Source organism: Caldimonas tepidiphila, assembly GCF_003569765.1.
In the GTDB taxonomy this organism is placed as follows: Bacteria; Pseudomonadota; Gammaproteobacteria; order Burkholderiales; family Burkholderiaceae_C; genus Caldimonas; species Caldimonas tepidiphila.
Window position 1 is genome coordinate 1 of sequence record NZ_QXMG01000104.1, and the last position, 13,269, is coordinate 13,269.

At 69.3% G+C, this 13,269-nt stretch carries 10 protein-coding genes; all 10 read right to left on the bottom strand.

What is annotated here, in order from left to right; all coding sequences use genetic code 11:
- Positions 1-239: 239 nt before the first annotated feature.
- The 10 genes from D3A59_RS24020 to D3A59_RS24065 all read right to left on the bottom strand — a co-directional run bounded on the left by D3A59_RS24020 (position 240) and on the right by D3A59_RS24065 (position 13,170).
- Entirely contained in the window at positions 240-1,001 is a 762-nt protein-coding gene (locus D3A59_RS24020; RefSeq protein WP_119157845.1) for an ABC transporter substrate-binding protein, read from the bottom strand.
- A 22-nt stretch (positions 1,002-1,023) separates the two neighbouring features.
- The gene (gene acnA / locus D3A59_RS24025) at positions 1,024-3,672 is read right to left on the bottom strand and encodes an aconitate hydratase AcnA (RefSeq protein ID WP_119157846.1); all 2,649 of its coding nucleotides are present in this window, start codon (positions 3,670-3,672) and stop codon (positions 1,024-1,026) included.
- Positions 3,673-3,692: 20 nt separating this feature from the next.
- The gene (locus tag D3A59_RS24030) at positions 3,693-4,745 is read right to left on the bottom strand and encodes a lactonase family protein (protein WP_119157847.1); all 1,053 of its coding nucleotides are present in this window, start codon (positions 4,743-4,745) and stop codon (positions 3,693-3,695) included.
- A 7-nt stretch (positions 4,746-4,752) separates the two neighbouring features.
- On the bottom strand, positions 4,753-5,733 hold the full coding sequence (locus tag D3A59_RS24035) for a Bug family tripartite tricarboxylate transporter substrate binding protein (RefSeq protein WP_119157848.1): 981 nt from the start codon (positions 5,731-5,733) through the stop codon (positions 4,753-4,755).
- A 38-nt stretch (positions 5,734-5,771) separates the two neighbouring features.
- Positions 5,772-6,764 (bottom strand): Bug family tripartite tricarboxylate transporter substrate binding protein, encoded by a 993-nt coding sequence (locus D3A59_RS24040; RefSeq protein WP_119157849.1) that lies wholly within the window; start codon positions 6,762-6,764, stop codon positions 5,772-5,774.
- Positions 6,765-6,893: 129 nt separating this feature from the next.
- Complete coding sequence (locus D3A59_RS24045; RefSeq protein WP_119157850.1) at positions 6,894-7,793, bottom strand: LysR family transcriptional regulator; 900 nt, start codon at positions 7,791-7,793, stop codon at positions 6,894-6,896.
- A gap of 125 nt (positions 7,794-7,918) precedes the next feature.
- Positions 7,919-8,890: a GntR family transcriptional regulator gene (locus D3A59_RS24050; RefSeq protein WP_205665266.1), complete on the bottom strand. Its 972-nt coding sequence runs from the start codon at positions 8,888-8,890 to the stop codon at positions 7,919-7,921.
- A 117-nt stretch (positions 8,891-9,007) separates the two neighbouring features.
- Complete coding sequence (gene pyk, locus D3A59_RS24055) at positions 9,008-10,423, bottom strand: pyruvate kinase (protein ID WP_119157854.1); 1,416 nt, start codon at positions 10,421-10,423, stop codon at positions 9,008-9,010.
- A 14-nt stretch (positions 10,424-10,437) separates the two neighbouring features.
- Entirely contained in the window at positions 10,438-12,063 is a 1,626-nt protein-coding gene (locus tag D3A59_RS24060; protein WP_119157852.1) for an NADP-dependent glyceraldehyde-3-phosphate dehydrogenase, read from the bottom strand.
- 102 nt (positions 12,064-12,165) lie between these two features.
- Positions 12,166-13,170: a Bug family tripartite tricarboxylate transporter substrate binding protein gene (locus D3A59_RS24065; RefSeq protein WP_119157853.1), complete on the bottom strand. Its 1,005-nt coding sequence runs from the start codon at positions 13,168-13,170 to the stop codon at positions 12,166-12,168.
- Positions 13,171-13,269 lie beyond the last annotated feature (99 nt).

Sequence of the window (13,269 nt, forward strand, 5' to 3'; positions counted from 1 at the left end):
CATGCCTCGCAGTGTAGAGGGACGATTGCACTAAAACAATACTAAATACAAAACGGAGGACGAGGGCTAACCCTAACTCCCCAACGGCGCGCGCAGCTTAGCGCAAGCGTGCAAGGCCCCGACCAAGGCGAAAGGGCCGCGCCAGGAAGCCTTCCCGGTGCGGCCCTCGATCGAAGCAGGCAGCGCCGCAACCGATCACAGGCGACTCTCGGCGAGAGCAGCGCCCTCGCCTCCCCTCCTCATTCGGGACGGATGTCGGCCTGGCGCACGGGCGCCACCGAAGCGCCCTGAATTCCGTGACGAGCCAAGGCGGCGGCCACGAAGCCCGAGGCCTTCATCTCCTCGACGAAGCCGGACAGCGCCTCGGCCGCGGCCAGTCCCCGGCTCTTGGGCACGCCCATGGCCTGGCGGATGACCATGAAGCGGCCCGGCAGCAGTCGCATGCCGCCCAGGCGCACGGCGTCCGCCTCGAGCTGCTGCTTCACACCGGCGGCCACGTCGGCCCGGGCGCCTAGCTCGGCGAAGGTATCCACCACGGCCGGAGAAGTCGGGGCGCGCTCGATGCGCGCTTGCTTGAGCTCGCGCGTCAGGAACAGGTCGTAGGCACTGCCCTTGCCGACAACCACCACCTGCCCTTCCCGGTCCACCTGCTCGTTGACTTGCAGCGGAGAGTCGGCGCGCACCAGGTAGCAGCCCTCGATGAGCACGTAGGGCTCTGTGAAGGCGATGTCGGTGCCGCGCAGCGGGTCGATGGCAAAAAAGCCGATGTCAGCGCGCTCCTGCGCCACCACCTCCACCGACTTGCCCGCGGCGTCCACCACCACCAGCTCCAGCGCCACACCTAGGCGTCGGGCCAGTTCACTGGCCAAGTCCACCGAAACGCCCCGGGCGGCGCCGGTGGCCGGGTCGGTGCCAGCCAGGATGGGGTTGCCGAGGTTGATGGAGGCGCGCAGCCGGCCGGTGGGGGCAAAGGCGGCGACGAGGTCCTTGTCGAGGTTCACTGTGTGTCTTTCTTTCGAGAGTTCAGGCAAGGACTGGCCGGGCGCTGCCTTGCTGCGCCGCGATGGTCTTCTTCAGGATGGCGGGGATGACGCCCCCGTCGCGCAGGAGGTCGGCCTCGAGCTGCGTCTCGACGGCCGCCGTGGCCGTCAGAGTCTCGACACGACCGTCCCGTCGCAGTACCCGCACCGGCACCGCGCCCCGGGGCACCAGCGCCTCGGGCCGCGCATCGACCTCGATGCGGTCGCCCGGCTGCAGCTGCAGTGAGGCCGGGTCGGCCCCTCGCGGCAGGCGCAGTGGCAGGATGCCCATGCCGATCAGGTTCGAGCGGTGGATGCGCTCGAAGCTCATCGCCAGCACGGCGCGGATCCCCAGCAGCCGCTGGCCCTTGGCGGCCCAGTCACGCGAGGAGCCGGTGCCGTAGCGCTCGCCGGCCACCAGCACCACGGATTCGCCGGCCTCGCGGTAGCGGCGCGCCACGTCCCAGATCGGCAGCACCTCGCCGCTGGGCACGTGCAGCGTGTGCGCCACCGGCATGCCGGGCTGGAGCAGGTTCACGAGGGACTTGCTGTGGAAGGCGGCGCGCAGCATCACCTCCCAGTTGCCGCGCCGCGAGGCAAAGACGTTGAGGTCGTGGCGGTCCTCGCCACGCTCGACCAGGAAGTCCGCCACCAGGCTGTCGGGCGGGATCGCGCTGGCCGGCGAGATGTGGTCGGTCGTCACATCGTCACCCAGCACCAGCAGCGGCTGCGCGACGTAGCGGCCGAGCTGGCTGCCCTCCTCCACCGAGGCGAAGGGCGGGCGGCGCAGCGCAGTGGACGTAGCCTCCCAGGGGAAGCGGGCGCTCTCGGGCGCCTGCAGTGCCTGCCACATCGGATTGGCGCTGGCTTTTGCGAACTCGCGCCGGAAGTCCTCGCGGTCCAGCGCCTGCGCCACGTGCTGCGCCACCTCGTCGCGCGTAGGCCACAGCGAGGCCAGCGACACCGGCTCGCCGTCCGGGGCGACCTGCACCGGATCGACGCCCAAATCGACCTCGGCGTTGCCCGCCAGCGCGAAGGCCACCACCAGCGGCGGCGACATGAGAAAGCCCAGGTCCAGGTCAGGGTGGATGCGGCCGGGGAAGTTGCGGTTGCCGCAGGTCGCGGCCACCGGGTGGATCGTGCCCTTGGCGCGCTCCTCGCGGATCACGTCCGGCAGCGGCCCGGGATTGCCGATGCAGGTGGCGCAGCCGAAGCCGACGATGTCGAAGCCCACGGCCGACAGGTCGTCGATCAGGCCTGCGCGCTCCAGGTAGGCCGCCGCGGCCGGTGAGCCGGGTGACAGCGAGGTCTTCACCCAATACGGCACCTTCAGCCCACGCTGGCGCGCCTTGCGGGCCAGCAGCCCGGCGGCAATCAGCAGCGCCGGGTCGGAGGTGTTGGTGCAGCTGGTGAGCGCCGCCACCGCCACCGGGTGGCGCGGCATGTCCGCATGCGGGGTGACGGGCGTGAAGCCGCGCGCGGCCAGCACACGGGCAGCGTCGCCGTAGGGCAGCAGGTCCTGCGGCCGCGTGGGGCCGGCGATGTGCAGGCCCACCGCATCGAGGTCGATCTCGACCACGCGCGTGAAGCGCGGCCGGGCCTCGCGGTCGAACCACAGCCCGGCGCGCCGGGTGTAGGCCTCCACCAGCGCGACCTGCGCCTCGGAGCGGCCGGTGGCGCGCAGGTAGGCCAGGGTCTGTGCGTCCACGGCGAAGAAGCCGGTGGTGGCGCCGTACTCGGGCGCCATGTTGGCCACCACCGCGCGCTCGCCGGCCGCGAGCGTGGACACGCCGGGGCCGAAGAACTCGACGAACTCGCCCGACACGCCGATGGCACGCAGGCGCTGCGTCACCGTGAGCGCCAGGTCCGTGGCCAGCACGCCGGGACGCAATGCGCCGGTGAGCCGCACGCCAATCACGTACGGGATGCGCAGCATGGTGGGCATGCCGAACATCACCGTCTGCGCCTCCAGCCCGCCTACGCCCCAGCCGAGCACGCCGATGCCGTTGACCATCGGCGTGTGGCTGTCGGTCCCGAGCATCACGTCGGGCACGACCCAGGTCTGACCCTCGCGCTGCTCGGTCGTCACGACTGTGGCGAGCTGCTCCAGGTTGATCGTGTGCATGATGCCGGTGCCGGGCGGGTTGATACGCACGCCGCGCAACGCCCTGGAGGCCCAGCGCAGGAAACGGTAGCGTTCGCGATTGCGGCGCAGCTCGTGCTGCAGGTTCACCTGCGGTGCATCGCGGCGGCCATAGACCTCGACCGCGAGCGAATGGTCCACCGACACGTCCACCGGCAGCACCGGGTTGAGCACCGCCGGGTCGATGCCGGCCTCGGCCAGCGCGTCGCGCATCGCGGCGATATCCACCAGTGCCGGCGTGCTGGTGGTGTCGTGCATCAGCACGCGCCCGGGCTGGAAGGCGATCTCGGCCTCGCTGCTGCCGCGCTCCAGCCACTCGAAGATCGCCGCCGCGGCAGCGTCGCGCTCGGCGCCCCGCATATGGCGCAGCACGTTCTCCAGCAGCAGGCGCAGCACGGTGGGCAACTGCAGCAGCCGCGGCCCGAAGAGGGCCGGCAGGTCCACGAAATGGGCTTCGGTGCCGTCCCCGAGGGGCAGGCGGCCGGCGGGGCGGTCGAGATCGAAGGACATGGGTCGGTAACGTCGGAAGGTCAGGCGGGCGAGAACACCATGCACACCGGGCTGCCGCTGTGCGCGATCTGGCCGGTGGGCGCGAGGTGGCCGGACAGCGCGTCGACCGCGAAGGTGACGATGGTGTCGCTGTCCTCGTTGAGCGCGTACAGCCGCCGCCCGTCGGGCGACAGCGAGAAGGCGCGCGGCGTTCGCCCCCCGCTCGGCACGGCGGCGGCGAAGCCGAGGCGGCCCGTGGCCGGGTCGATGCGGAAGACGGCGATGCTGTCGTGGCCGCGGTTGGAGGCGTAGAGCGTGCGGCCCGCGGCGTCGACGGCGATCGCGGCGGCGCGGCTGTTGCCCGTGAAGTCGTCGGGCAGCGCGCTCAGCACCTGGAAGGGCGCGAGCGCGCCGCACTCGGCATCGAAGCGGCAGGCCGTCACGGTCGAGTCCAGCTCGTTGACCACGTAGGCCCAGGGCTGGCGCGGGTGGAAGGCGAGATGGCGCGGGCCGGCCCCTTCACGGCACGCGACGAAGGAAGGTTCGGCCGGAGCGAGTCGGCCCGCCTCGAAGCGGAAGCCGAAGACCCGGTCGCAGCCCTTGTCCGGCACCAGCACGAAGCGCCCCGAGGGGTCGAAGGCGTTGTAATGGGGCTTGGGCTGCTTCTGCTCGAGCCGGTGCGGGCCGATCGGGCCGTCGATGCGCTCGAGCTGGCTGATCGGCTCCAGGGAGCCGTCTGCAGCGATAGGCAGTACCGCCAAGCTCGCGCCGAGGTGGTTCGTCACCACCAGGAAGCGGCCGCTGGCGTCGAGCGCCAGGTGCACCGGGTTCCTGCCCTCGGTGCTCTGGCGATTTAGGAAGCTCAGTTGGCCGGTGCGGCGATCCACCGCAAAGGCGCTCACCTCGCTCTGGTCGCCGTGAACCGTGTAGAGGCACTCCCCGTCGCGGCTCAGCGCCAGGTAGGAGGGGTTCACCAGGTCGCCGACCAACTGCACCAGGGTCAGTGCGCCGTCTGTGCCGACCTTGAACACGCTCAGGCCCTCGCCACGCGCATTGCGCTCGCGCGTGGTGCGGCTGCCGACATATGCGTACATCGCTACCTCACTCCAGGCGGATGCCCTTGGCCTTGACCAGGGCAGACCAGCGCTTGGACTCCGCATCGATGAAAGCCGCAAACTCCTCGGGGCTGCCGCCGCCGACGAGGTTGCCAGGGCCGGCGATCTTCTCGCGCAGCTCGGGCTGGGCCAGCGCCTTGTTGAAGGCCTCGTTGAGTTTCCGGACCACCGGCTGCGGCGTACCCTTGGGCGCGATCACGCCCAGCCAGTTCGACACCGTGACCTGCGGGTAGCCGAGCTCCGCCATCGTGGGCACGTCGGGCAGGCTCGGCAGACGCTTTTCGCTGGTAACGGCCAGCGCGCGCGTCTTGCCCACTTGGATGGAGGGCAGCGCCGCATAGGTCTGCTCGAACATCAGGTCGATCTCGCCCGCCAGCAGCGCCGTGGCGGCCGGGCCGCCCCCCTTGTACGGGACCTTCAGCATCTCCAGCCCGGCGGCGTCCTCCAGCAGTTCCGACGAAAGGTGGTGCGCGCCGCCCGTGCCGGCATTGCCGATGGACAGGAAGCCTGGCTTGGCCTTGGCGGCGGCCACCACGTCCTTGAAGCTCTTGAACGGCTTATCGATCCGGGTGACCAGCACCAGCGGCGCCTTCTCGATCAGCACCACGGGCACGAACTCCTTGGGGTCGAAGCCGAGCCTGCGGAACAGCGACGAATTCACTGCCAGGGGGCCCATCGCCCCGATGCCGAGGGTGTAGCCGTCCGGGGCTGCTCGCGAGACGAGCTCGTGACCAATGTTGCCGCTGGCGCCGGGCTTGTTCTCAACGACGATGGTCTGCTTGAGCAGCGTACCCACCGGGACCCCCAGCTGGCGCGCACGCAGGTCGTTGTTGCCGCCGGCGGTGAAGGCCACGACGATCGTGATCGGCTTGGCGGGGTACTCCTGGGCCTGGACCAAGCCAGGGCAGGCGACGGCGGCGGCGAGCGCAAGGCCCAGTCCGCGGACCACGAAATTTCTTCTTTGCATCGCTGAGAGCTCCTCGGAAAAAAGCACCTGCTCTTGTTTCAGTTGTCGGCGGTGATGTTGGCGTCCTGGACGATCCGGGCGAAGCGCTTCGACTCGGCCTGGATGAAGGCCCTGAACTGCGCTGGCGCCATCGGCGAGACCTCGCCGCCCAGGTCGTTCATGCGCTTGACGAGGTCCGGGTCCTTCAGTGCCTGCGCCAACGCCGCATGGAGCTTCTCGACGACGGGCGCGGGCGTCCCGGCGGGCGCGAAGATCCCGAACCAGTTCTCCAGCGCGTAGCCCTCCAATCCCTTGGTCTCGGAGACGGCGGGCAACTCTGGCGCCAGCGACGAGCGTGATGGCGAGGTCAGGGCGATGGCGCGCACGCGGCCGTCCTTCAGGAAGGGCCGCGCCCCGGCCAAGCTCACGAAGGTCATGTCGAGGCTGCCGCCCGCAGTGTCGGTCAGCTGGTTAGAGGCGCCGCGGTAGGGCACGTGCTCCAGCGGCACACCCGAGAGCTTCTCGAGCAACTCGCCCGCGAGATGCTGGGGATTGCCGATGCCGCTGCTGCCGTAGCTGAGCTTGCCTGGGTTGGCCTTGGCATGCGCGAGGAGGTCAGACACCGACTTCACCGGCAGCGCCGGATTGACCACCAGCACGTTGGGCACCTTCACGACGAGGCTGACGGGCGCTAGGTCCTTGTCCGGCGAGTACTGCATCTTCGCCTTGTGGACGTGTTGGTTGACGGCGGCCTCGCCAGCGGTGGCCATCAGCAGCGTGTGGCCATCGGCCGGGGCCCGCACCGCGGCCACCGCGCCGATCATGCCGCTGCCGCCGGCCTTGTTCTCGATGACGACGGGTTGCCCGAGCAGCGGGCGCAGCTTCTCGGCCAGCAGCCGGGTCATCACGTCCACCCCGCCGCCCGGCGAGAACGGCACGATGATCGTCACGGGCTTGGTCGGGTAGGCCGCCTGCGCGAGGACGCCGGCCGGGGCGAGGGATGCGAGCAGCGCCGCGCCGAGGATGCGGCGGGCGAAAAGGCGCCTGGACATGGGCTTGTCTCCTGAGGTGGGGCCGGCATGACATCGCCGGCTCGGTGCAGGCATCCTAGGCAGGCGGCCCGGCCGTGAAAATTGATCTCTCGCGAAGGCACCGTTCTCCAATGGAGAACGCTAACGCCTTCAGTCAAGTGCGGCGGCGGCGCGCTGCAGGTGGTCGACGAGCGTGCGAGCGATGTGGCCGAGCTCGCTGAAGTCGCGGACCACGATGGACATCTGCCGCACGGCCCAGTCCTCATCGAGCGCGACACCGCGCAGGCGGCCGGCTGCCACGTGTGGCCCCAGCACGCCCTCAGGCAGCAGCGTGATGCCCAGCCGGGTTTCCACCAAGCGACACATCGCGTCGAAGCTGCTGACCTGGATGCGCTGCTGCAGCGCCAGGCCGCAGGCTTGGGCGCCCTGCACCATCAGCGACGACAGCGAACTCTCCGCGTGGGGACCGACAAAGGGGTAGGCCAGGGCCTCGGCGAAGCGCACAGACCGGCGCCTCGCCAGGGGGTGGCCCTTGGGGACTCCCAGCATCAGCCGGTCGACCCGGTACGGCAGGGCGCTCAGCCCCAGCAGCGCCGTCTGGCTCGCGACGATGCCCACGTCGGCGCTGCCGTCGGCCACGGCGCGCACCACCGCCTGGCCAGTGCGCTCCTCCAAGGAGATCTGCACGCCGGGATAGCGCGTGAGGAACGCCTCCAGGTCGCCGGGCAGGAACTGCGTGAGCGCCGAGGCCACGGCATGCATGTGGACGTGGCCCTTCACGCCCTCGGCGAACTCCCCGAGTTCCTCGTCCATGCGCTGCACGAGCTGCAGCATCTGGCGCGCATGGCGCAGCAGCGACTGACCCGCCGGCGTGAGCATCACGCCACGCGGCTGACGCACCAGCAGCGGCGTGCGGGCCAGCGCCTCCAGCTCGCCGATGCGCTTGCTCACCGCGGAGACGGCCAAGTGCTTGCGTTCCGCGGCGCGCGTGAGGTTGCCGCACTCGGCGACGGTGACGAAGACGTCCAGGCTGGTGAGGTCGTGGCGCATGAAGTCGAGCGGCAGCCGACCTGCCGCTTGTCGCCCCCCGGCCTCCTGCGCCCTCTAGCCAGGGGGCTTGTGAACACGAGGATACAGAGGGCGACTGCGCAGGCCCGGACGCGGCGCTTCGTGAATTACAAGTGCACCTCGACCGACTGCGCCTTGACAGGCCGGGAGGAACTGGATTCGGAACCTTGGGCGCCCTCGCCCGTCTTGATAACGCGCACGACGTCCAGGTGCTGGCGCAGGCGGTGAGCGGCCTCCATGCGCTCGCCGGCTTCCAGCAGGTCCAGCAGCGCCAAGTGTTCCTCGCACTGGCGCCGCAGGCGGGTGCGGTCCTGCTTGGATCCCGTCTGCGAGTGGTACTCGATCACTTGGCGCAGCTGGTTCACGTTGCGCAGGGCGTCCAGCAGGAAGCGGTTGTTTGCGCAGGCGACGATAGCTTCGTGGAAGTCCGCACCGGCACGGAACCGTTCCGCCGCCGTCCAGCGCTCGATGCCGCCCTCGAGCAGCTGCAACTGCTGGCGCCGCACCTTGTCGAACAGAGCCCGGTCCACTCGGAAGGTCGGCTCGAGGATGGCCGCGGGCTCGATAATCATGCGGAAGCGATAGCTTTCCCGGTGCGAGTCCACCGAGTTCAGCAACGGGCGGAAGATCCATCCGCGACCCGGCTTGCGATCGATGAGGTTCTCGCGCGCCATACGGTTGAGCACGCGCTGCAACTGCAGCCGAGTGAGTTGGTAGCGCTCCATCAGCTCCGCCTCGGAGACCTCCTCATCGAGGACGTTCGTGAGGCGGTCCTCGACGATGCGCATGTAGATCGACTCGTCCGACACGGGGTCAGAGGGCAGCTGGAGCTTGCGCAACTGCGCGGCTTCACGGGCCACATGGAAGCCCCGGTTCGGGCTCGAGCCGACGGCGCCGAGCGTCTCCAGGTACTGCAGGGCCTTGCGGACCGGAGACCGGGAAACGCCGAGCGTGTCGGCGAGTGACTGTTCAGTCAGCCGGTCACCCGCCGCGTGTCCGCTGGCGATGATATGTTCGAGCACGCGCGCCGCAAGCACCGGGACGAGCCCGCTGGGCATCGCAGGAGGGGAAGATGTCATGTCGTTCAAGAGCAGCTTCCGGGCCGCTGGAAGGGTCGGGGACAGTTCACTGTTTGAACCAGATTCTCTTCCGATACAATCCGCGAGTCCAGCCCCTGCCCCGGGCCGGCTGCGGCATCACGCCTTGGCGATATGCAGGAAGTTCGTCGTGCCGGCCACGCCGAAGGGCATGCCGGAGGTGACGAGCACGGTGTCGCCGGGCCGGGCGAAGCCCTCGGCGCATGCTGCCCGGCAGGCCTGGTTCACCATGTCCGGCACGTCGGCGATCGGCGCGTCCGAATGCAGCGAGTGGACGCCCCAGGCCAGAGCCAGGCGCCGGGCGGTGCTGGAGTCCGGAGTGATGCTCAGGATCGGCACCGTAGGACGCTCCCGGGCTGCCCTCAGGCTGGTGTAGCCCGAGCGCGTGTAGGTCGCGATCACGGCCACCGGCAGCAGCGCGGCGGCCTGCCGCAGCGACACGCAGATGGCATCGGCGACGGAGGAATGGGCAGGGGTGCCGGAGGCATCGATCGCCAGGCGGTAGTGCGGGTCCGCTTCCACCTCCGCGATGATCCGGTCCATCATCGCCACGGCCTCGCGGGGGTAGCGCCCCGAGGCCGACTCAGCCGACAGCATCACGGCATCAGCCCCGTCGTAGACCGCCGTGGCCACGTCGGAGGCTTCCGCCCGAGTGGGCACCGGCGCGGAGATCATCGACTCGAGCATCTGCGTGGCGACGATCACCGGCTTGCCAGCGGCCCGGCAGGTGCGCACGATACGCTTCTGCAGGCGCGGGACCCGCTCGGCGGGCAGCTCCACCCCCATGTCCCCGCGCGCGACCATGAGCGCATCCGCCGCCTGGACGATCGCATCGAGCTCGTCGATGGCCGCGGGCTTCTCCAGCTTGGCCAGCACGCCGGCGCGGCCCTGGACGATGGCGCGGACCTCGTGCAGGTCCTGCGGCCGTTGGACGAAGGACACCGCTACCCAGTCGATGCCCAGCGTGAGGCCGAACTCGAGGTCGTTGCGGTCCTTGGGCGTCATGGCCGCGATCGGCAGCAGCACCGAGGGGACGTTCACGCCCTTGCGGTCCGACACGGGGCCGCCGACGAGCACGACCGTGTCCGCGAATTCTGGACCGCACTCCAGCACCTTCAGCCCCACCTTCCCGTCATCCACCAGCAGATCGGTCCCGGGTTTCAACGCCGCGAAGATCTCCGGATGCGGCAGCGGCGCGCGCGTGGCGTCGCCCGGCGTGGCATCGAGGTCCAGCCGGAAGCGATCCCCGACCTGCAGAACGATCGGGCCGCCGGCGAGCCGGCCGATGCGCAGCTTGGGGCCCTGCAAATCCAGCAGGATGCCGATGGGCCGGCCGACCTCCTGCTCGACGCTGCGGATCATCTCCACGCGCGCCTGGTGGTCCGCATGGGCGCCGTGGCTGAAGTTCAGGCGGAACACGTCCGCCCCGGCCTCGAACAGCGCCTTGATGGTGGCGCGGTCCGAGCTGGACGGCCCGAGGGTGGCGACGATCTTGGGATGCCGCGCGCGGCGGATGGACAGGCGATCGCTCACAGGATGAACCCCGTATTGAGAAAGGTGGACTTGTGCTCTCGGACGATGCCGTTGAGCAGCTGCTTGTTGTCTTCCGTCTCCCTGGTAGCCACCATGGAGCGGATCGAGAAGGCGCGCAGCGCATCGCTGATGGACAGGGTGCCTTCGGCGGAGTCCTTGCGGCCCGCGAACGGGAACACGTCGGGCCCGCGCTGGCATTGCGCGTTGATGTTGACCCGGCAGACCTGGTTGACCAGCGGATCGATGAGGGCTCCGATCCGGTCGGCATCCCGGCCGAAGAGGCTGACCTGCTGCCCGTGGTCCGAGCTGATGACGTACTGGAGTGCCTCCTCGACATTGTCGAAATCCATGACGGGCACCACCGGGCCGAACTGCTCCTCCCGATGGAGCGTCATGCCTTCGCGCACCGGATAGACGAGCGCGGGCTGGAACAGCGTACACAGCGACGTGCCCCCGCCGGCGTTGATGACCCGCGCGCCCTTGGCGCAGGCATCCTCGATGGCGTCCTTCATGTACCGGGTGCGGTGCGGACCGGGCAGCGGCGTGATCTGCACTCCCTCCTCCCACGGCATGCCCATCTTCAGGCGCCCGAGCGCCGCCACGAACTTGTCCAGGAAGGCATCGACGATGCTGCGGTGGACGATCAGCATCTTCAGCGCCGTACAGCGCTGGCCGTTGAAGGACAGCGCCCCGAGCAGGCACTCCCTGACGGCGAGATCCAGGTCCGCGTCCGGCAGCACGATGGCCGCGTTCTTGGCGTCGAGCCCCAACACAGCGCGCAGGCGGTGCGACTTGGGGTGCTGCTTCTTGAGGAAGTCGGCCACGCGGCTCGAGCCGATGAGCGCCAGCACGTTCACCTTGCCGGAGGCCAGCAGGCGCGGCACCACGACTTCGCCGGGTGCATAGATGGTGTTGACCACGCCCGCGGGGAAGGCATCGCGGAACACTTCCAGCAGCGGCTCGAAGAGCAGGGCGCCGTAGGTCGGCGGCTTGAGCACTACGGTGTTGCCCATAAGCAGCGCCGGGATGAGGGTGCAGAAGGTCTCGTTGAGTGGATAGTTGTACGGCCCCATGCACAGGACCACGCCGAGCGGCGTGCGGCGGACCTGACCGATCGTGCCCTCGACCACCGTGAAGCGGGAATGACCGTTGTCCATGTCCTTGAGCGCTGCGATCGTGGCGCCGATGTATTCGACCGTGCGGTCGAACTCCTTGCGCGCATCGGCCAGGCTCTTGCCAATTTCCCACATGATCAGCCGCACAATCTGCTCGCGGCGCTTGGCCATGCCCTGGACGAAGCGCTCCATGCATTCGATCCTGCCCGCCACCGACATCGTGGGCCAAGCCCCGCGCCCGCTGGCGTAGGCCGCCACTGCAGCGTCGAGTGCGGCGTCGCTCTGAGCTTCGCCCATGTCGGGATAGCTGCCGAGCGGCACCTGTTCCACGCCGCCATCGGCTCCGCGGAGGCACACGGGAGAGAGCACCGGCTTGCAGGCGCCGTCCCAGTGCTCGAGCCGGCCGTCGACGAGGTAGTGCCTCTGGTGAAGCTCGCCCGGCAGACGATGCTCCGGGGGAACGGCATCGGGTGTCGGGAAGCAAGCAGCGAGTTCGGAAGGCGTCATGAGGGCCTCGGTGTATGGTTGATGAGCCATCGTGCGATGGCAAGGACTGAAGGCTCCCGGGCCGCCTACGGCACGCAGCACCCGAGGGCTTGCCGCAGGGGGTCAGTCGGGACGGATGCCCCGCTCCTTGATCAATCGCCCCCAGCGATGCGATTCGGCGGCCACGAACGCGGAGAACAGCTCCGGTCCGCCGCCAGCGATCACGTTGCCCGGCTCGGTGATGCGCTTAGCGAGGTCGGGCTCCTTCAGCGCCCGGTTAACAGCCTGGTTCAGCTTCACGACGATGGCCGCTGACGTGCCCTTGGGCGCCACGATGCCGAACCAGTTGGAGACCACCATGTCCTTGATGCCCAGCTCGGCGAAAGTCGGGACCTCGGGCAGCGAGGGAAGGCGCTTGTGGTGCGCGACCGCGAGCGGTCGCATCTTTGGTGGCTGCGCCCGAACATGCTCCGTGGCCGCCGGGACCATGGCGAACATGTAGTCCACCGCGCCGGCCAGCAGGTCCTGGGTCGCCGGCTCGCCCCCGCGATAGGGAACATGCAGGGAGGACGTACCGGTGGAAAAGCCGAACATCTCGCCGGCTAGGTGGAAGGTTCCGCCGGACCCGCCCGAGGCATACCTCAGCTTGCCTGGCCTCGCCTTGGCATCAGCCAGCAGGTCCTGCAGGCTCTTGTAGGGCGACTTGTCGGCGCTGACCACCAGCACGAGCGGCCCCTTCTCGATCAGCACAACCGGAACGAGGTCCTTCTGCGGGTCGTACGCGAGTTTCGGGAACAGGGTCTTGTTGATGGCCAGAGGAGCGAAGTTCCCGATGCCGAGGGTATAGCCGTCCGGCGCCGCGCGCGCGACGAATTCCGTGCCGAGGTTACCGTTGTCGCCCGGCTTGTTGTCCACCAACACTGGCTTGCCCAAGAAGAGGGACAGCTTCTCGGCGAGCTGGCGGGCCCGGGTGTCCGAGCTGCCGCCGGCGGCATAGGGTACGACGAGCGTGACGGGCCTGCTCGGGTAGCCGGCGCCCTCCCCCTGCGCGAGGCCCGCCAGGGGCCAAGCCGCTGCGCAGCCAGCTCCCAGAAGCAGGGCTCGCCGCGCCTTGAAGTTGATGGGCATCCTATGTCCTCCCGGGCGGTGCATAAATCGACTCAGGCCTTGAGCGCGAGGGCGACGGCTTGGCCGAAGGCCTTGCAGCCGAGGGAGCCGCCGAGGTCG